The sequence below is a fragment of the Streptomyces sp. NBC_01089 genome (assembly GCF_045162975.1).
Classification (GTDB): domain Bacteria; phylum Actinomycetota; class Actinomycetes; order Streptomycetales; family Streptomycetaceae; genus Streptomyces.
Genome location: NZ_CP108660.1, coordinates 1,352,442 through 1,369,764, shown reverse-complemented (window position 1 = coordinate 1,369,764; position 17,323 = coordinate 1,352,442). Strand labels below are relative to the sequence as shown.

21 protein-coding genes are annotated in these 17,323 nt (G+C 70.1%); 11 read left to right on the top strand and 10 right to left on the bottom strand.

Features of this window, described 5'->3' with window-relative positions; translation table 11 throughout:
- Nucleotides 1–195: 195 nt before the first annotated feature.
- The 3 genes from OG510_RS06095 to OG510_RS06085 all read right to left on the bottom strand — a co-directional run bounded on the left by OG510_RS06095 (nt 196) and on the right by OG510_RS06085 (nt 2,222).
- Nucleotides 196–1,014, bottom strand: coding sequence for an SAM-dependent methyltransferase (locus OG510_RS06095; RefSeq protein WP_406135709.1), 819 nt, complete (start codon nt 1,012–1,014; stop codon nt 196–198).
- A gap of 90 nt (nt 1,015–1,104) precedes the next feature.
- Nucleotides 1,105–1,356: a DUF397 domain-containing protein gene (locus OG510_RS06090; protein WP_406135707.1), complete on the bottom strand. Its 252-nt coding sequence runs from the start codon at nt 1,354–1,356 to the stop codon at nt 1,105–1,107.
- On the bottom strand, nt 1,353–2,222 hold the full coding sequence (locus OG510_RS06085; protein ID WP_164262205.1) for a helix-turn-helix transcriptional regulator: 870 nt from the start codon (nt 2,220–2,222) through the stop codon (nt 1,353–1,355). Before OG510_RS06085 ends, OG510_RS06090 begins: the two co-directional genes overlap by 4 nt.
- Nucleotides 2,223–2,539: 317 nt before the next feature.
- Here OG510_RS06085 and OG510_RS06080 point away from each other — a divergent pair, with 317 nt between their 5' ends.
- From OG510_RS06080 to OG510_RS06070, 3 genes are all read left to right on the top strand, one after another.
- Nucleotides 2,540–2,992: an ATP-binding protein gene (locus OG510_RS06080; protein ID WP_406135706.1), complete on the top strand. Its 453-nt coding sequence runs from the start codon at nt 2,540–2,542 to the stop codon at nt 2,990–2,992.
- 122 nt (nt 2,993–3,114) lie between these two features.
- The gene (locus OG510_RS06075; RefSeq protein WP_406135705.1) at nt 3,115–3,495 is read left to right on the top strand and encodes a hypothetical protein; all 381 of its coding nucleotides are present in this window, start codon (nt 3,115–3,117) and stop codon (nt 3,493–3,495) included.
- Between the two features lie 148 nt (nt 3,496–3,643).
- A complete protein-coding gene (locus OG510_RS06070; protein ID WP_406135704.1) occupies nt 3,644–5,251 on the top strand; it encodes a hypothetical protein in 1,608 nt (535 codons plus the stop codon).
- A gap of 27 nt (nt 5,252–5,278) precedes the next feature.
- On the opposite strand, the gene OG510_RS06065 is transcribed toward OG510_RS06070, so the two are convergent.
- The gene (locus tag OG510_RS06065) at nt 5,279–5,758 is read right to left on the bottom strand and encodes a MarR family winged helix-turn-helix transcriptional regulator (RefSeq protein ID WP_406135702.1); all 480 of its coding nucleotides are present in this window, start codon (nt 5,756–5,758) and stop codon (nt 5,279–5,281) included.
- Nucleotides 5,759–5,816: 58 nt separating this feature from the next.
- On the opposite strand from OG510_RS06065, the gene OG510_RS06060 reads away from it, so the two are divergent.
- Entirely contained in the window at nt 5,817–6,764 is a 948-nt protein-coding gene (locus OG510_RS06060; RefSeq protein ID WP_406135701.1) for an amidohydrolase family protein, read from the top strand.
- A 30-nt stretch (nt 6,765–6,794) separates the two neighbouring features.
- Here the strand turns inward: OG510_RS06060 and OG510_RS06055 are convergent, their stop codons facing one another.
- Nucleotides 6,795–7,175 carry a winged helix-turn-helix transcriptional regulator gene (locus tag OG510_RS06055; RefSeq protein ID WP_406135700.1) on the bottom strand — a complete coding sequence of 127 codons (381 nt, stop codon included), beginning with the start codon at nt 7,173–7,175 and terminating at the stop codon, nt 6,795–6,797.
- Between the two features lie 73 nt (nt 7,176–7,248).
- On the opposite strand from OG510_RS06055, the gene OG510_RS06050 reads away from it, so the two are divergent.
- Entirely contained in the window at nt 7,249–8,181 is a 933-nt protein-coding gene (locus tag OG510_RS06050; protein WP_406135699.1) for an NADP-dependent oxidoreductase, read from the top strand.
- A gap of 117 nt (nt 8,182–8,298) precedes the next feature.
- Here the strand turns inward: OG510_RS06050 and OG510_RS06045 are convergent, their stop codons facing one another.
- Entirely contained in the window at nt 8,299–9,669 is a 1,371-nt protein-coding gene (locus OG510_RS06045) for a DEAD/DEAH box helicase (RefSeq protein WP_406135698.1), read from the bottom strand.
- 179 nt (nt 9,670–9,848) lie between these two features.
- On the bottom strand, nt 9,849–11,012 hold the full coding sequence (locus OG510_RS06040; protein WP_406135697.1) for a glutathione-independent formaldehyde dehydrogenase: 1,164 nt from the start codon (nt 11,010–11,012) through the stop codon (nt 9,849–9,851).
- Nucleotides 11,013–11,339: 327 nt separating this feature from the next.
- Between OG510_RS06040 and OG510_RS06035 the strand changes: the two genes are divergently transcribed.
- Nucleotides 11,340–11,906 (top strand): DJ-1/PfpI/YhbO family deglycase/protease, encoded by a 567-nt coding sequence (locus tag OG510_RS06035; RefSeq protein ID WP_406135696.1) that lies wholly within the window; start codon nt 11,340–11,342, stop codon nt 11,904–11,906.
- Nucleotides 11,907–11,916: 10 nt separating this feature from the next.
- Here the strand turns inward: OG510_RS06035 and OG510_RS06030 are convergent, their stop codons facing one another.
- Complete coding sequence (locus OG510_RS06030; protein ID WP_406135695.1) at nt 11,917–12,600, bottom strand: endonuclease; 684 nt, start codon at nt 12,598–12,600, stop codon at nt 11,917–11,919.
- 260 nt (nt 12,601–12,860) lie between these two features.
- Between OG510_RS06030 and OG510_RS06025 the strand changes: the two genes are divergently transcribed.
- The 4 genes from OG510_RS06025 (at nt 12,861) to OG510_RS06010 (ending at nt 15,090) form a co-directional block, all read left to right on the top strand.
- Nucleotides 12,861–13,412 (top strand): ferritin-like domain-containing protein, encoded by a 552-nt coding sequence (locus OG510_RS06025; protein WP_406135694.1) that lies wholly within the window; start codon nt 12,861–12,863, stop codon nt 13,410–13,412.
- A gap of 238 nt (nt 13,413–13,650) precedes the next feature.
- Nucleotides 13,651–13,908 carry a transposase gene (locus tag OG510_RS06020; RefSeq protein ID WP_406135693.1) on the top strand — a complete coding sequence of 86 codons (258 nt, stop codon included), beginning with the start codon at nt 13,651–13,653 and terminating at the stop codon, nt 13,906–13,908.
- Between the two features lie 200 nt (nt 13,909–14,108).
- On the top strand, nt 14,109–14,630 hold the full coding sequence (locus OG510_RS06015; protein WP_164262168.1) for a TerD family protein: 522 nt from the start codon (nt 14,109–14,111) through the stop codon (nt 14,628–14,630).
- Nucleotides 14,631–14,787: 157 nt separating this feature from the next.
- Nucleotides 14,788–15,090, top strand: a complete 303-nt coding sequence (locus OG510_RS06010; RefSeq protein WP_406135692.1) for a hypothetical protein — start codon at nt 14,788–14,790, stop codon at nt 15,088–15,090.
- A gap of 48 nt (nt 15,091–15,138) precedes the next feature.
- On the opposite strand, the gene OG510_RS06005 is transcribed toward OG510_RS06010, so the two are convergent.
- Complete coding sequence (locus OG510_RS06005) at nt 15,139–16,173, bottom strand: methyltransferase (protein ID WP_406135691.1); 1,035 nt, start codon at nt 16,171–16,173, stop codon at nt 15,139–15,141.
- A 123-nt stretch (nt 16,174–16,296) separates the two neighbouring features.
- On the opposite strand from OG510_RS06005, the gene OG510_RS06000 reads away from it, so the two are divergent.
- A complete protein-coding gene (locus OG510_RS06000; protein WP_164262164.1) occupies nt 16,297–16,509 on the top strand; it encodes a hypothetical protein in 213 nt (70 codons plus the stop codon).
- Between the two features lie 76 nt (nt 16,510–16,585).
- Here OG510_RS06000 and OG510_RS05995 read toward each other — a convergent pair whose 3' ends face one another.
- The gene (locus OG510_RS05995) at nt 16,586–17,293 is read right to left on the bottom strand and encodes a TetR/AcrR family transcriptional regulator C-terminal domain-containing protein (RefSeq protein WP_164262162.1); all 708 of its coding nucleotides are present in this window, start codon (nt 17,291–17,293) and stop codon (nt 16,586–16,588) included.
- Between the last annotated feature and the right edge of the window lie 30 nt (nt 17,294–17,323).

Below are 17,323 nucleotides of genomic sequence, written 5' to 3'. Positions count from 1 at the left end.
CCCGCGTCCGGCAGGAGGCGGGAACGCCGACAGCCCGGACGTGTCCCGGCCGGGAGCGGGCTTCTGAGGGGGCGCCCGGCGGTGAGGCCGGCCCTGGCCTCACCGCCAGGGCGTGCCGGCGCTCGGCCTTGGCGCTCGGTCAGCACCCAGCCGGGGCCCGAGCCTGCTGGCCGGTCGGGAGTCCGGCCGTTCCGGCTAGCGTTTGATGCCCACGCCCGCCAGCAGACTGATCTGGGCGTCCGCGATCTCCGGCTCGCCCGGGGCGGGATCGGCGGCGCGCCAGCGGTGGCAGCAGCAGATGCCGGGTTCGATCAGGTCGAGCCCGTCGAAGAAGCGGCCGACGTCGCTGTGCGAACGGAACTTCACCGGCGTCCCGGAGTTGGTGTAGACCTCCGCGACATGGTTCCAGGTCTCGGGGTCGAAGTCCGGCGTGCAGTGGTTCATGGCGAGCGCGCTGCCCGCCGGGAGCGGGTCGAGCAGTCGGCGGACGATGCTGTACGGGTCGTGCGGGTCGGTGATGAAGTGCATCAGCGCGTTGAGGGAGAGCGCGATGGGCTGGTCGAAGTCCAGGACGCCCGAGTCCTCCACGGCGCTCATCAGCGCGTCGGGGTCGGTGGCGTCGGCCTCGACATAGGCCGTGCGCCCCTGTGTCGTACTGCGCATCAGGCGTTCGGCGTACTTGAGGACGAGCGGGTCGTTGTCGGCGTACACGACGCGGGCCTCGGGCACCACGGACTGGGCGATCTGGTGCAGGTTCGGCTCGGTGGGGATACCCGTGCCGATGTCGAGCCACTGGCGGATGCCGTGCTCCTGCGCCAGCACCTTGGTGGCCCGCTGCATGAACGCCCGGTTCTCGCGGGCGGTCACGTAGAGACCGGGGTGGGCCTCGGCGGCGACCAGGGCCGCTTCCTTGTCGACTTCGAAGTGGTCCTTGCCACCGAGGAAGTAGTCGTACATCCGGGCCGAGTGCGCCCTGCTCGTGTCGAGATCCCGGCCGGCCTGCCTGGTGGTCATGTTCTCCCCTTCATCTGTCTGTCTGTCGGCCCGGAAGCCAGGTACGGGACCGGTGTCGGTGTCCTTGTCCCCTTCTTGCCCGCCGTCGGTTCACCCGGCGGCCAGGTGATCGGCCAGACCCTCCTTGACCCCGCGGACGAAGGCGCCGATCTCCTCCGGCGTGTAGATCAGCGCCGGCCCGGCCGGGTCGGTCGACTGCCGGACGGCCACACGGCCGTCCGTGAGTTGCTTCGTCTCGACGCACTGGCCGCCGTTCGGCCCGCTCCACGGGCGTTCCCAGCCCTGTTCCCCGAGCTCGCGCGCCGGCATGCCGTTGTAGATGCTGACGTCGGTGACCGTCATGAGTACTCCTTGCGCATGCGGTTCAAGAGCGCCTTGCTGTCGTCGGACGACGTCTGCAGCGACATACGGGAGTGCGCCTCGAGATGGGAGACGACGTCCGCGCGCTGGTCGAGATAGACGGCGGCGGACAGGAGTTCGCTGTAGACGATGTCCGGCAGCTCGGGTTCCTCGAAGCGGAAATACGTGAAAGGTGCGCACGCTCCGATGTGCGCACCCGCCGTGAAGGGCACGATGTCGAGACTGACGTGCGGAAGTTCGGTTATGTCCAGGAGCCGCTCCAGCTGCTCCCGCATCACCTCGGGGCTGCCCACCGTCCGGTGCAGGACGGCTTCCTCCATGACCACCCACAGCGTGGGAGCGTCCTCCCGCTCCAGCAGGCTCTGGCGGCGCAGCCGCAGCTCCACGCGGCGGGTGAGCTCTTCCTCACTGCCGTTCGGCAGCCCGCCGCGCAGTACGGCGTGCGCGTAGTCGGGGGTCTGCAGAAGGCCGGTGACGTACTGGGGCTCGTACGTACGGAGGGTCTTGGCGCCTGCTTCCAGGCTGACGTAGGCGGTGAACCAGCTGGGGACCGCATCGCGATAGGAGTGCCACCAGCCGGGCTTGTTGGCCTGCTCGGCCAGGTCGACGAACTCGTCGATCTCCTGGCGGTCGGCGCCGAAGGTCTCCAGGAGCTTCTCCACGTAGAGAGGCTTCAGCGCGACCTCGGCCTTCTCCAGCCGGCGGATCGTCAGGGTCTTCACGCGCAGCGCCTTTGCCGCGTCCTCCAGCGAGGCACCGGCGCCGATCCGCATTTCCTGCAGCCGGCGGCCGAGGATCATGCGCAGGACCGTCGGCGCGCTGGTGCTGCCGGAACGGGCTTCGCTCACGCCCAACCTCCTGAGGATCTATCAAGGCTCCCATTCTGACACCGACTTGATGCGGAAGCCATACTGATACCCGTGCTGCTGAAATTATCAGGGAGTCGGTTGCAGGGTGAGTCCGATCACGCGCATAGTGGCTGTGTGAGCGGTCAAGTCACAGTTCTGGCGCAGGATTCGGCCCGGAGGGGGAGCGTGATGCCGATGGCGTCGTCGGTGCCCCGCCGCCGGGTGTTTGCCTCGGCATGCGCCTCTCACTGCTCGAGTTGCACCCCGCATCCCCTCACCGCGCCCGTCCCCCCGGCAGGCGCTGGAAGGCGACATCCGTGATTCTGTCCACGCCCTCAGCCCCGGCCCTCGCGTTAGCCCGGACGGTGCCGCGCCGGGAGTACTGGTTCGGTCTGCCCGCTCTCTGTACCAGCGCCAGATCGGCCCGCGACACCGTGCGCGACCGGCTCCGGGCGTGGGAGCTGCCGGGGGACACCTGCTGCGACGCGGTGCTGCTGGTCTCCGAGCTGATCACGAACGCCGTACTGCACACCGCCGGCGGCCGTGTCCTGTGCGGCCTCACGCTGACGGGCGACGAGCGGCGTCTGCGTATCGAGCTCCACGACGAGTGCAGCACTCCGGTCGGTCCGCCCGAGCATCGCGCGGGCCCGGGCGAGGAGAACGGGCGGGGGCTGCTCCTCGTCCAGCAAATCGCGGACAGCTGGGGCTGCGCACGCTCGACGCGGGCCGAAGGCAAGGTCGTCTGGGCCGAGTTGACGGCCGCCTGCTGATGTCCTGGGCACGGGACGACACCGAACACGACGGCTTTGCCGGCAGCGACCGTACGGGCTCGCTGCGTCCCCTTCGCGCGGTGAGGAACCCCTCCTCCCCGATCTCTCTCCAGAAGGCGCCCATGACCCCCCACGGTGAAACGGCTTCTCCCGTCGTGCTGTACGTATGCGCCGACCGGGCCCGCGGTGCGCGCGGGGAAGCCACGCAGCGCGCGCAGACGGAAGGCCAGACGTTCGCCCGGGAGCACGGACTGACGATCGCCGAGGTCGTCACCGACACCTACGGTGAGCCCGACCCGGCCCGGCGCGGCGGGTGGCGGCGGGTGAGACAGCTGGCACAGACGGGCCACGTCACCGCGGTACTCGTCCGCTGGCCCAGCGCCATCGCCCCGGAGTCCGCGCGCGAACTCCGCCATCGCGAGGCCGCCTGGCTCCGCGACCAGGGTGTCCGCGTCCGCTACACCTGGGCGCCCCTGTCGGCGAGGGGTGTCGAGGCCAGGTGATCCCGCCCGGCGATACCGAGCGTTTCCGGACCGTGAGCGCGGAGCCATGAGCGCGGAGCCATGAGCACGGAACCGTGAGAACGGAACCGTTGTTGTTCCGTCATCCCAGGGTGTCCTGGGCGTGCGCGTGGACTGTTCGACTGGAGCGATGGCCGCCGCAGAAGCTGTTGTCCCGCGCCCTCGCGCCCTTGCGTCCCACCTGCCTCACCTGTCGCGCCTGTCCCGCCTGAGGGATTCCCGGCTCGTCCGGGGCCTGCTCGTCGGCGTCCTCGCGCTGCTCGGCTCGGGTGTACTCCCGCCGAGTACGGCCCTCGCCGACGCGAGCTCGGACGCGCAAGGGCTCACGGCGCCCGCGTCGTTCCGTATCGCCCCCTACGGCGGAAAGCCGCGCCCCGACCGCGAGAAGCACATCCTCATCAGGTACGACAGGGGAGCGCCGCGCGGTGAGGAGAACGGGTCGACGCTCACCATGGATGTCACGGACTCCTCCGACGTACTGCGACTCAAGAAGTACGGCAACGGCTGCTCGGGGACGGACCTGAGGATCGTGTGCCATGTCGGCGAGGCGTACGACAGCTGGACCGACGCGGCCGGTGCACTGCCGCACGCGGCGCCCGCGAGCAAGCCGGGGGACAAGGGCGAACTGCACGTCAGTTTCCGTGACGCGAAGGGGAAGGTGAGCCGGGTGACGACCCGCGTCGAGGTCGGCGGCCCCGTCCTCGCCCTGCGCGAGCAGGACACCCTCCGCGTGGACCCGGGCAAGGAGCACGCGGTCACGCTCGGCGTCCGCAACACCGGGGAGCTGCCCGCGGACGGCTTCACCGTCACCGCGACGGTCGACGAGGGTCTGGCCCCGGTGCGCCGCTCACGGTCGTGCGACTACCTGTCCCACGGCGGCGCGACCACCGTGCTGTGCCGCTTCCCCGGAGCACGCCTCGAACCCGGCGATGAGGCACACGTCGGCGACTGGCTCGTCCTCGGAACCTCGCGCACCCTGATGTACTCCTCCTTCCGGGCCACCGTCGCGCTCCTGGGCAGCGGCGCCGACAACGGGGGCCTCGACGGTTCCTCCCGCTCCACGGCGGAGCCCACCCCGTCGGGCACCTCACGCAGGGGCACCGGCGCCGCACTCGTCCCGCAGGTGGGTAAGGCGCGCGGCGGGAGCGAGAAGTACAGCGAGGCGAAGGACGTCTGGACGAAGGTACGCATCGCCAACCACCCTGACTACGCGGTCCTTTCGGAGCTCTCCGCCGCGGAGGGCGGCGGCCGCCGTCTGAAGGTGGGACTACGCAACGACGGCATGGGCGACGCGCAGGAGGCGAACGGCGGCGGGGGCGCCACACTCGTCCTGACGCTGCCGGACGGCACCGACGTACGCAAGGAGCCGATGGAGGAGATCGACGAGGACGAGTTCGAGCCGGTCTGCCGGCACCACGAGTCCACCTACACCTGCCCGCTGAACGCGGCCGCGCCCGGCGGTTCGTCCACCCTCGACTTCGAGGTGCGCAAGGGCGAGGGAATGGGCCACGGTGAGGCCGCGGGGAGCGGACTGGCGAAGGCCGCGCTCAGGATCGGTGACACGGGGGCGGACCACGCCGATCCGGACGCCGCGAACAACACGGGCACCTTCGACCCGTTCGGACCGGTGCCCGCCGAGGCCGGCTCAGGCCCGGGGACGGGCCTCGTCGTCGCCTGTGTGCTCGGCGGGTGCGTGGTCATCGCGGGGTCGGCCGTGCTGTGGCGGCGGAAGCGGTAGCCGCACCGCGCTCGGCGGACGTCCGCCTCAAGCGTCGAGGGCGTTGATGGCCGCGGCCAGGCGGTGCAACTGGCGGGTGAGCTGGGCCCGTTCCTCCGGCGGGAAGCCGGCGAGGGTACGTGCCTGGCGTTCACGGAGCCGCGCGCGGACGGCGCTGAGCTGGCGGGCCCCCTCCTCGGTCAGGCTGACCAGGACGCGGCGTTCGTCGGTGGGGGAGCGGCGGCGGATCACGCTGCCCTTGCCCTCCAGCTGCTGCAGCATCCGGGTCGCCGTGGGGACGCTGACATCGGCCGCGGCGGCGAGCTGCCCCACGGGCAGTTCGCTCGCCGCGGCCAGCGGGTCGATGAGGGCCAGCTGTGCGAGGGTCAGGTCCGGGCCCGCCTGGCCCGCCACCGAGCGGGCGCGGCGCATCGCGTAGAAGAGCACGTCCGCCGCGTGCGCCAGCTCTTCCACCCCGGCGTCCGGCGCGGCGCTCGCGTTCGGGGCTCCGTTGCTTCCTCTGTCCATGACTGTTACCTTACTGAAGAAATTGGTTAGCTTACTAGTGTTTAGGAGGGCAGAGGAAGTGAGCTTCCCCGCACGCATAGACGTCCACCAGCACATCGTTCCGCCCGTCTGGGCGGATGCCCTGGAATCCCGCGGCATGGACTCGGGTGGCTGGGCCATCCCGGCCTGGAGTGCGGCCGACGCGATCGCGATGATGGACCAGCAGGGCATCGCGACCGGCATCCTGTCCGTCACGGCGCCCGGCGTCCGCCTCGACGACGACCCGGCCGCCGCCCGCGCCCTGGCCCGCGCCGTCAACGAGTACGGCGCCGAGATGGTCAAGGACCACCCGGCCCGGATCGGCTCCTTCGCCTCCGTCCCCCTGCCGGACGTGGACGGCGCCCTGGACGAGACCGCCTACGCACTGGACACCCTGGGCGCGGACGGTGTGGTCCTCATGTCCAACGCCCGGGGCCGCTACCTCGGCGACCCGGACTTCGACGCGCTCTGGGCCGAGCTGGACCGGCGGAAGGCGACCGTGTTCATCCACCCGGCGCAGCCCCCGATGGCACTGCTCCCCGGAACCCCGGCCCCGCTGGCCGACTACATCTTCGACACCACCCGTACCGCGGTGAACATGGTCCTCAACGGAGTCATGAGCCGGCACCCGGACGTCAAGGTGATCCTGTCGCACGGCGGCGGCTTCCTGCCCTACGCCGCCTACCGGTTCTCCGGTCTGACCTCGACCGTGGTCGACACCGGCCGCACCGCCGATGACATGCTCAAGGACCTCAAGCGCTTCTACTTCGACACCGCGCTGGCCGCCAGCCCCAGCGCCCTGCCCTCGCTGCTCGCCTTCGCCGAGCCGGGCCACGTCCTCTACGGCAGCGACTGGCCCTTCGCCCCGCAGGACGCGGGCAGTTACTACAACCACTTCCTGGAGACCTACCCCGACTTCACCCCCGGCCAGGCCGAGGCGATCAACCGCGGCAGCGCCGAAGTCCTCTTCCCCCGGCTCGCCCGCTGACCGCCCACCGGACGGCCCCCGGCGATGGCGTCAGTCGCGAGGGGGGACCGGCTCGGGCCCGCCGTCGAGCGCTTCGAGCACCGCGTCGCCGTTGGCCCTCGCCCACTCGGTCAGCATGTGGATCGGATCGATCAGCGTCGCCCCGAGCGGTGTCAGCTCGTACTCGACACGGGGCGGCGCCTCGGCGTAGGCGTGGCGGCGGATCAGCCCGTGCGCTTCCAGCCGTCGGAGGGTCTGGGTGAGCACCTTGCGGGAGATGCCGCCGATCAGACCGATCAGTTCGCCATGGCGCACCGGGCCCCTGCTGAGGCCGTAGAGCACGACCGCCGTCCACTTGTCGGCGATGAGCTCGACCGTCAGACGTGCCGGACAGTCGGCGAGGAAGCAATCACCGGGACCGAAACCGCTCATGGCGCCAAGGTACCTGCTGGTTCCTTTCGGAAACCTAGCCTGGGTCCATCCCCTTTCCCGAGCCAGGAGAGTCATGCGAGTCATCACCCAGCAGACGCTCGGCGGCCCCGAGGTGCTCACCATCGTGGACGCGCCCGAGCCCCAGCCCCTTCCGACCGAGGTACTCGTCCGTGTCAAGGCGATCGGGCTGAACCCGGTGGAGGCGCTTCTGCGCTCCGGCGAGTTCCCTCCGGTGCTCGGCCGGCCGCCGTTCGTCCTCGGCTGGGACATCAGCGGCGTGGTCACCGAGGGGTCACTGACGTATCGGTTCAGGCCCGGCGACGAGGTGTTCGGGATGCCGCTGTTCCCGCGGGCGGCGAACGCGTACGCCGAGGTCGTCGCGGCCCCGGCGCTGCACCTGGTACGCAAGCCGGCGTCGCTCTCGCACGTCGAGGCGGCGGCGCTGCCGATCGTCGGGCTGACGGCGTGGCAGGGGCTCGTCGACCTCGGCGGCGTGAAGGAGGGCGACCGGGTCCTGGTCCACGCCGGTGGCGGCGGTGTCGGCCATGTCGCGGTCCAGATCGCGAAAGCGCTCGGCGCGCATGTGATCGCGACCGCGGGCGGGAGCAAGCGGGCATTCGTCGAGGAGCTCGGCGCCGACGAGGTGATCGACTACACGGCGGTCGACTTCACCGATGTGGTCCGTGACATCGACGTCGTGCTCGACACGATCGGCGGCGACACCGTCGAGCGGTCGCTCGAAGTGCTCCGCCCCGGTGGTCACTTGGTGACGGCGGTCGCCGAGGGCGATGCGGAGCTCGCCGCCAGGTTCGCGGCGGCCGGTATGCGGTTCAGCGGTATCGCGGTCGACCCCGATCCGGTCGCGCTGCGAGGTCTCGTCGACCTTGTCGAACGGGGCAGGCTCCGGGTCCACGTACAGGAGACGTTCCCCTTCGAGCGTGTCGCCGACGCGCACCGGCTGCTCGACCGCGGTCACCTCCGGGGCAAGCTCGTCCTCACCGTCTGATCCGGTGATGGGGGTGGTGGGGCTTCGCGGGAGCGAGGCCCCACGGGTGAACGGGCGGCGGCCTCCCGCACGAGGCGGCGGCGTGGCGCCAGGCCCCTCCCGGGCAGGCCGTCCGGGTCAGCGGCCCTTGCGTACCCGGGCCGCCGCGCGTGCTTCCGCCGTCTTGCGGGCGTCGGCCGTTCTGCGGGACTCCTTGGCCCGGCCCGGACGCGTGCCGATGCCGCGGAAGGGGGCGTTGCCGCCGCCCTTCCCCTCGATCGGCGGGCGCTTCGCCCCGGTGATGGCGGTCAGCTTCTCCTCGCCGGAGCGCACCTGGGTGACAGTCGGCCGGATCCGGGCCTCGGTCATGATCTGGTTCACGTCCCGCCGCTGGTTCGGGGTGACCAGCGTGACCACGTTCCCGGACTCCCCGGCGCGAGCCGTACGCCCGCCACGGTGCAGGTAGTCCTTGGCGTCGGCAGGCGGGTCCACGTTGACGACGAGGTCGAGCGCCTCGATGTGGATGCCGCGCGCCGCGACATTGGTGGCCACCAGCACGGTGATCTCACCGTCCTTGAACTGCGCGAGCGTGTGTGTGCGCTGGGGCTGCGACTTCCCGCTGTGCAGGCCGGCGGCCCGTACGCCGCTGGCCCGCAGGTGCCGGGTGAACTGGTCGACACCGGCCTTGGTGTCCAGGAACATCAGGACCCGGCCGTCCCGCGCGGCGATCTCGGTCGCGGTCGCGTACTTGTCGGCGGGGTGGATGTTCAGCACATGGTGTTCCATCGTGGTGACCGAGCCCGCCACCCGGTCGAGCGAGGTCACGACCGGCTCGTGCAGATAGTTCCGCACCAGCTGGTCGACATTGCGGTCGAGCGTGGCCGAGAACAGCAGCCGCTGCCCGTCCGGGCGCACCTGGTCCAGGATGTCCGAGACCTGCGGCAGGAACCCCAGGTCACACATCTGGTCCGCCTCGTCCAGCACCGTGATCCGCACCTGCCGCAGATCGCAGGACCGACGCGATACGAGGTCGGCGAGCCGCCCCGGTGTCGCGACGACCACTTCGGCTCCGGTCCGCAGCACCGCCGCCTGCCGGTTGATCGCCAGCCCGCCCACCACCGTCGCCAGCCGCACGTCCAGCGCCCGCGCGTAGGGTGCCAGCGCGTCGCTCACCTGCTGTGCGAGCTCCCGGGTCGGCACCAGGACCAGTGCGAGCGGGCACTTCGACTCCGCTCGCGCGTCCGCCGTCCGCGCCAGCAGCGCAAGCCCGAAGGCAAGCGTCTTGCCCGAGCCGGTCCGGGCACGGCCGAGGACATCACGGCCGGCCAGCGCGTTGGGCAGGGTCGCCGCCTGGATCGGGAAGGGCTCCGTCACACCGAGGCGGGCCAGCGTCGCCGTCAGCTCCGGCGGCAGCCCGAGTGCGTCGAAGGACTCGACGGGCGGCAGGCTGCGGGCGGCCCCCTGCGGCGTGGTGAGTTCGCCCTTCGGGGCCGGCGGCTTCGCGTTCATGGGGGAACCTTCCTCGGTCTGGCGCCCGGAACGCGCCGGGGCCCGTACCCCTCGGTACGGGCCCCAACGGTTTTCGAAGCGTGACCGCCAGTTTATCAGTGGCCCTCTCAGGCATGGCCTCCTCGTCAGCGGCCCCGCGCGGTCCGGTCCGTCGGGAGCGGCGGGAGCGCGCCCGAGGGTCAGGCGGAAGGCCCGCCCGGATGGAGCACGACCTTGGTCCACCCGTCCTCACGCGCGTCGAACTTCTCGTACGCGGTGGACGCCTCGCCGAGGTCGAGTTCGTGGGAGACCAGGAAGCTCGGCTCGGCCTTCCCTCCCGCGATGAGGTCGCGCAGGGCGCGGTTGTAACGCTTGACGGGTGCCTGGCCGGTGCCCATCCGCTGGCCCTTGAACCACATCAGGCCGTAGTCGAAGGCCACCTTGCCCTGTCCTTCGAGTTCTCCCTGGGCTTCGGCGCCGCCCGGATCCTCCGGCAGGAACACCCCGACCACACCCAGCGATCCGGTGAACCGCACGGCGTCGATCAGGCCGTTGAGGGTGAGGGCCGCGTCCTCCTTGCCGTGGGGATCGTGGGCCTGGTAGCCGACGCACTCGCAGCCGTTGTCGGCGCCCAGTCCGAGTGTCGCTTCCTTGACCACTTCGGCCGGGTCTTCGCGGCCCGTATCGATCGGGATGGCCCCGATCTCCTCCGCGATGCGCAGCCGGTCGGGCTGGTGGTCGGCGACCCACACGCGCCCGGCGCCCTTGAGGAGCGCCGAGTAGGCGGCCATCAGACCGACAGGGCCGGCCCCGTAGACGATGGTCTGGTCGCCGGGCTTCACATCCGCCATCTCGGTGGCGTGGTAGCCGGTGGGAAAGATGTCGGCGAGCATCACATAGTCCACCTGCCGCTCGGCCGCGTCCTCGCCCAGCCGCAGGGCGTTGAAGTCGCCGTACGGGACCCGCAGCAGCTCGGCCTGTCCGCCCTGGTACGGACCCATCTCCGCGAATCCGTACGCGGCCCCCGCCTTGGCGGGTTCCGGCTGCATGGTCAGGCAGTAGTTAGTCAGTCCCTTCTCGCACTGTTTGCAGAAACCACAGGCGATGTTGAACGGGAGGACGACGTACTCGCCGACCTTGACCTTGCTGACGCCCGCCCCCACCTCCACGACCTGCCCCAGGTTCTCGTGCCCGAGCGTGCGCCCGGTCTCGAACGAGGTCCGCCCCTCGTACATGTGGAGATCGGAGCCGCAGATGTTGGTACTGGTGATCTTCACGATGATGTCGCAGGGATGCTCGATCCTCGCGTCCGGTACGTCCTTCACCGTGACCGTCCGTGGTCCTTCGTACACTGCTGCCCGCATGGCGGACCGCCGCCCTCTCTTCTGCTCGGTATGGGCACACAGCAGCCACGACCCGCTGACCGGTCGACCGGCGCGTCGCCCCGGAACTGCCGGAGCCACGGACGCGGCCTGCTGAACCACCCGCTCCATCAACCGTCCCACCGCGGCCCGAACTGTCAAATCCGCGGCGCATCGGGCGAGCCATGGCGGGAAACCCGAATGGATCGTCTACTGGGGTACTCAGCCGCATACGGGCAGAATGAGAAACAAGGCCCGGAGCTGTCCGCGCCGGGCCTCCGTATGGACTCGGCCCCTTCGGCCGACGGATTGTACGAAGGAAGGCGCATCATGGCTGACAAGCCGCTCAATGGTCACCGCGTCCTCGCACTCGTCACCAATTACGGTGTCGAGCAGGACGAATTGCTCGTTCCTCTCAGGCGGTTGCGTGAGGACGGCGCCGACGTCACTGTCGCCGCCGCCACGGCGGAGCCCATTCTGACTCTGGTGGGTGACAAGGATCCCGGCGAGACCGTACAGCCCACCGCCACCTTCGACACGGTGGATCCGGCCGCCCACCAGCTGCTGCTGATCCCCGGCGGCACCATCAACGCCGACAACCTCCGGCTGAACGACAAGGCGATCGGCGCGGTCAAGGCGTTCGCGGCTTCGGGCCGCCCGATCGCCGCGATCTGCCACGGCCCCTGGGCCCTGGTCGAGGCGGATGTCCTCCGGGGCAAGACGCTCACGTCCTATCCCTCCGTACGGACCGACATCCGTAACGCGGGGGCCAAGGCATGGGTGGACGAACCAGTGGTGAGCGATGCCGAGGGCGGCTACACGCTGGTGACGTCCCGGACACCGAAGGACCTCGACGACTTTCTCGGCGCGGTCCATCACGCCCTGGTCGGCCCCTGAACCGCAGGTGTCAGCGGCTGTGGGGCTTGCGCGCAGCCGCGCCCGTCCTCTCCTGTACGTCCTCCACGACTGATTTGTCGAGCGCGGCTCGTACGAGGGCCGCGGCGAAGACGGCCAGCTGCTGCGCGGACACCAGCTTCGCGAGCTGCGCGGGGGCCGTGGGCAGCCCGAGGCGCTCAGCGCCCTGGACCGCCTTTCCGTCGAGGTAGGGCTCCAGCTCCGTCCAGATCCCCTGAACCTCGCGCAGGAAGATGGCCGCGCCGGCCGGGCCTATCCCGGGCAGCTCCTGCAGGAGTTCCGCCATGCGTTGCGGGTCGCCGTCGGCTTCTTCGCGCAGACGCCGCAGGTCGCCGCCGTAGCGCTCCCGCAGGAATGCCGCACCCTTGCCGAGGGTGGTGGACGTGCTCTCGTCGTACCGCCGGTAGTGGCCGGCGCCCAGTGCGTCCACCCGCTGCTGCCAGGTGGCGTCCTGCATGCGGCGGGGGGTGCGCATGTCCGCATCGAACAGTTCGCGGGCCGCGTCGACGGCGACCGAGGCCCGGATGCGGGCACTGAGGAGACAGGCGAGCACGAGGAGCTGGTAGAGCGGCTGGGGAGTGTCCCGGAGCCGGATTCCGGCCTGGGCAGCGTAGGTCTGCCCGTGCGTGTCGAGCAGCGCGCGGGCTGTTTCGCGGCGCGTGGCCGTGGTGCTCATGACGACGTCCTCCTGAGCGTATGGGCGGCCGCTTCGGACTCCGTACGACTGAATTGTCCCAAAGCGGATGGACGGCCGCAGAGGCAGAGGCCGGCTGCGGTATTTCCCCGGCGCGCGGCGCCGCGGTGGTTCTCCTGCAAACGATGTGCGGGGGCAGATCGCCGGGCGAGTCGGGCCGAAGCCGGGAAGTTCGCTGATTATCCTTTCGGGGCCGCTTGAAGACTCCATTCCTGAGTGCTCGATGACTGATGGGAATCCCCGTGAAGAATCAGTTCGCCATCGACGTGACGAGAATCCGCGAAGAGGCTCGGAAAAACATCACCAAAGGGCCGGTAACCCCCGCGAACACCGCTGACCTGGAACGCCTCATCGAGGTGCTCAACCAGGTCGTCGCCACCGAAATGGTCTGCTATCTGCGTTACACACAGAACGCGATCGTGGCGCAGGGCATTCACCGGGAGCAGGTCACCGACATGTTCCGTGAGCACGCCACGGAGGAACTCGACCATTTCCAGCGCGTGTCGGACCGGATCAACCAGCTGGGCGGGAGCCCCGACCTGGATCCTGGCACCCTCGTGGTCCGCTCCCACACGGAGTACGAGACACCTGCGGAGACCGACCTCCAGGAGATGATCCGGGAGAATTTCGTCGCCGAGCGGATCGTCATCGAGACCTACACGGAGATCGTCCGGTGGATCGGCGAGAGCGACCCCACGAGCCGCCGGCTCATCGAGGACATTCTCAAGGAGGAAGAAGACCACGCGGACGAGCTGAACGACCTCTACCAGCCCTCGTCGGCGGGTAACGCCTAGGACTACTGCCGGTTCTTCACGCGACGTGACGGCGGTTGGCTCGTTGCTCCGTCGGCGGACGACGTGTTCGCGCGTCCGGTCTCGCGGGAGGACCTGCGCGCGATGGTGCGCGGGCTGCTGGGCGAGGTGCCGCGCAAGGACCTGTGGCAGCTCGCCGAGGCGGCCGGGTCTCCAGACCCGGACCGGTCGCAGGGGTTCCTGGCCAAGGCGGCCTGGGACGCGGACTCGCCGCGCGACCGTGTCCGCGTGCTCGTGCGCTCGCCTGACCGTCCTGGCCGCCGACGACGCGGTACCGATCGCGGACGAGACCGGCGACCGGAAGAAGGGCACCAGGAGCGCGGGCGTGCGGCGGCAGCACACCGGCACTGCGGGACGGATCGAGAACTCCCAGATCAACGTGCACCTGTCCTACCCCTCCCGGCTCGGGCGCACCCTGATCGACCGGGAGCTCTACCTGGTCAGGGGCTGGGCCGATACCTCAGCCCTCAGATCCTGAAGTTTCTTGTCGATGAACACGTCGACCCCGTCACCTCATTTCCGGACCGCGAACTGTGTTTCGGGGCAGGTCATGCTGCTGCACCGCTGGGCTCTGAGCCTCGGCCATCCTGCGCCGGCCTTGCATCAAGAGCAGTGTCAGCGGCCATACTTGATCACGCGGGGGTTCTCCCGCGGCGACGCAGCAAGGGGGAAGACGGCGTGAACGGCGAACTGGGCAAGGTCGAGGTAAGGCTCCGGTGGGATCCGAGCCCGCTGGGGGAGGCACCGCACCATCTGGACATCATCGGCGCGGTCTACTCCGCCGATGACCCCCGGGGGCGGCCGGCGTACGTCGTCCACACCGAGAGCCGTTCCCCGGACGGCACCATCACCATGGACCGGCACAGCGAGACCGGCCAGGGTCTCGGCTTCGACGAAGTGATGGTCCTGGAGTTCGACCGGATCCCGTCCGACTACGGCCGGGTGGTGGTGGGGGTGGCGATTCACCAGAACGCCGGGCCTCTCACCTTCGGCGAGATCGCCAACCCCGGTGTGGTCGTCGTCGAGCGGTACCGGGAACTCCTCGAGGACGACTTCGCGCAGCTTGCGGGGGCCACTGCCGCGACAGTCGCGGAGTTCACCCGGGACGGATCCGCGGGCTGGGAGCTGCGCGAGATGCTCCGCGGCTTCGACAGCAATCCGGTGGACTTCATGGCGGAGATGGGCACGGTCGGCGAGTGACGGCGCCTGACATGAACAGGGATGCGCCGCGTTCACGAAGCGGTGATGACGCCCCAGTGCAGTGAGGTCGTCGAGCGAAGTTCCCGCTGCCGCCCCGCCCGGATCTGCGGCTACGCAGTCCGGACGGGGTGCGGCGGCACAGGTCTCGCGGGAGGCCGTGCCCACCGGGCTGAAGCCGCGCAGCGACGTAGAGCTGCCCGTCCTGCTGGATCTGCTGGATTTGGTCGATTCTGCCCAGCCGTTCGCGTTGTATGACGCGGTTGCGACGGTCCCGTGGGCATTGGTCGTACGTGTAGCCCGTCGTGCCACCGTCGGGTGCGGTTACGGTCACGAGGCGGCCGATGCTGTCGTAGGCATAGTCGGTGCGGTGCTTGTTGGCATCGGTGCGAGCCGGGACGAGGCCGGCAATGTTGTACTCAGTGGTTTCGACGTGACCGAGAGGAGACCCGGTCACGGCTGAGTGCCGCGCCGGGACTCCCGCAGTCCTGGCCGCCCGGTCCGCGGTGCCTCAGGCGAGCCGCGCCTCGATGATGCTCTGCGGCGGGGTGGTCGGCGTGATCGAGGTGAGGGAGAAGCCGGCCCGCGTCAGGAGGGCGCGCCACTCGGCGGCGGTCCGCTCCCGTCCGCCGTTGTTCGCCATGACCTCGATGTCGATGAACTTCGCCCAGTCGAACCGGTCGTCCTCGGCGATGACCGCCTCGACGAGGATCAGCCTGGTGTGCGGCCGGCCCTTCATCGCGGCGGCGACGTCGGCGAGCAGGTCGACGCACGCGTCGTCGGTGAAGCAGTGCAGGACGTTCTTGAGCACGTACGCGTCGGCGTCGGTCGGCAGTTCGCCGATCGGGCTGAAATCGACACGGTCCGCCAGGGGGTCGTCGGCGAACCGGGCACGCGCGGTCTCCAGCACGTCCGGGCGGTCGACGAGGACACCACGTGCGCCGGGGAGCGCGGTGAGCAGTCCGGAAAGGAGTTCGCCGTTGCCGCCGCCGATGTCGGCCAGGACCCGGAAGCGGGCGAAGTCGTAGTCCCTGGCGGCCTCTTCGGCGAGTTCCGCAGTCAGCGGACCCCAGGCGCCCTGGTAGCGGCGGGCCAGCTCAGGGGCGTGCGCGAGATGTTCGAACAGCGGTCGGCCGTGTGCGAGGTCGAAGGCGGGCCCTTCGCCGCGCATGGTGCCGGTGAGCGCGGCGAAGGAGGACATGGTCGCCGGATCACCCATGAAGAGGGTGAAGTCGCGCAGGCTGTTGGGCACGCCCGCGCGGAGTTTCTCCCCGACCACGGTCATTCGCCAGCCCGCGCCGCCCGGGTCGCGCGCCACCACGCCCAGGCAGGCGGCAGCGCGCAGTATCCGGCCCAGGGCGTCGGCTTCGGCGCCGACCCGCGCGGCGAGGGCCGGGGTGTCCAGCGGGCCGTCCGCGAGCGCCTCCGCGACGTCGAGCTCCGCGAGTATGACGATGGGCTGGGCCATCCACTTACCCGCCACGATGGTCATCAGCCGCACATGCGGCGGGAGTTGGGCCTGTGAGGACTCGGTCAGCTGGGTCATTGCTGCCTCCTGGGCAGATTCGCGCGGTGGGTGCGTCAGACGTGCTAACACTGTTCGCAAGAGATGCTAACCTCGGCGCTACAGGGACCGAAAGTCCCCTTCTCGCTGGCATGGGAGGACGCCATGAGGTGGCCGTGGCAGGGTGATCCGGAGGAGCGGGCCCGCCGTGAGGTGGAGCAGGACGAGCGCGACGGGCGCCGTCGCCAGGAGGAATTCCTGCGCGACGAACGGCGCCGAGTCGCGGAGGAGGAGCGCGACCGGGCGCAGCGCGAACGGCAGCAGGCCCGTGAACAGGCCCAGCGTGAAAGGCAGGAGAACCGGCGATGGCGCCGCTGACCATCGCCGCCGTCCACCGGCGCCGGCCGCGCGGGCATCCGGGACGCGGCGCCGGCCGGACCGGCCCGTGGGTACGTCAGCTGGTGGCGGAGCCCGTGCCGACCTGCAGCGCGAGACCGTCAAGCAGCAGTTCGAGACCGTAGCGGAACCGGGCGTCCAGGCCCGGTTCGGCCAGGAAGGGCGCCGCTTCGCGGACCCGTGGGAAGTCCTCGTCCGGGAAGTGCTCCAGGATGTTCCGGATGGACGTGAGCGTCAGCTCCCGGCTGAGCCCCGCCGCGTTGGACGCGGAGAGCGGCGCCTTCTCGTGCAGGACGAACCCCTGCACATGGACGATCACCAGATACAGCACATACGCGGAGTCACGCTGGTTCAGGCCGACGTCCCGCAGCGTCTGCAGGACCGGCTCGATCAGCCGTACGAGGTTCTTGCCGACAGCGAACCGGCCCGCCAGGACACGCTCGGCATCCCTGCGGCCCAGGAGGAAGGAGCGGTAGGTCGTGGCCACACGGGTCAGATACGAGCGCCAGTCGTCCTCGGGGCCGTATTCCAGAGATGGTTCGAAGTCGCCGAAGAGCGAGTCGGCCACCAGGTCGACGAGTTCCTCCTTGTTGTGCACGTGCCGGTACAGCGAGGCGGCCTGGGTGTCCAGGCGCTCGGCCAGCCGCCGCATCGACAGCGACTCCAGCCCGTCGTCCTCGATGAGTTCGCGGGCACAGCGGATGATCGCCGCCGTCGAGAGCGGCACCGCACGGCGCGTGGAGCCGCCCGACGTCTGTCGCGTCACCACGGCGTCCTCACCAGGGCCCGGCCGGGT

Bases quoted from the DNA above. Each gene is read 5' to 3' on its own strand.
- OG510_RS06035 (WP_406135696.1), top strand. From the start codon at position 11,340: ATGGCTGACAAGCCGCTCAATGGTCACCGCGTCCTCGCACTCGTCACC.
- OG510_RS06095 (WP_406135709.1), bottom strand. From the start codon at position 1,014: ATGACCACCAGGCAGGCCGGCCGGGATCTCGACACGAGCAGGGCGCAC.
- OG510_RS06070 (WP_406135704.1), top strand. From the start codon at position 3,644: ATGGCCGCCGCAGAAGCTGTTGTCCCGCGCCCTCGCGCCCTTGCGTCC.
- OG510_RS06045 (WP_406135698.1), bottom strand. From the start codon at position 9,669: ATGAACGCGAAGCCGCCGGCCCCGAAGGGCGAACTCACCACGCCGCAG.
- OG510_RS06055 (WP_406135700.1), bottom strand. From the start codon at position 7,175: ATGAGCGGTTTCGGTCCCGGTGATTGCTTCCTCGCCGACTGTCCGGCA.
- OG510_RS06000 (WP_164262164.1), top strand. From the start codon at position 16,297: ATGAGGTGGCCGTGGCAGGGTGATCCGGAGGAGCGGGCCCGCCGTGAG.
- OG510_RS06005 (WP_406135691.1), bottom strand. From the start codon at position 16,173: ATGACCCAGCTGACCGAGTCCTCACAGGCCCAACTCCCGCCGCATGTG.
- OG510_RS06090 (WP_406135707.1), bottom strand. From the start codon at position 1,356: ATGACGGTCACCGACGTCAGCATCTACAACGGCATGCCGGCGCGCGAG.
- OG510_RS06040 (WP_406135697.1), bottom strand. From the start codon at position 11,012: ATGCGGGCAGCAGTGTACGAAGGACCACGGACGGTCACGGTGAAGGAC.
- OG510_RS06075 (WP_406135705.1), top strand. From the start codon at position 3,115: ATGACCCCCCACGGTGAAACGGCTTCTCCCGTCGTGCTGTACGTATGC.
- OG510_RS06030 (WP_406135695.1), bottom strand. From the start codon at position 12,600: ATGAGCACCACGGCCACGCGCCGCGAAACAGCCCGCGCGCTGCTCGAC.
- OG510_RS06050 (WP_406135699.1), top strand. From the start codon at position 7,249: ATGCGAGTCATCACCCAGCAGACGCTCGGCGGCCCCGAGGTGCTCACC.
- OG510_RS06065 (WP_406135702.1), bottom strand. From the start codon at position 5,758: ATGGACAGAGGAAGCAACGGAGCCCCGAACGCGAGCGCCGCGCCGGAC.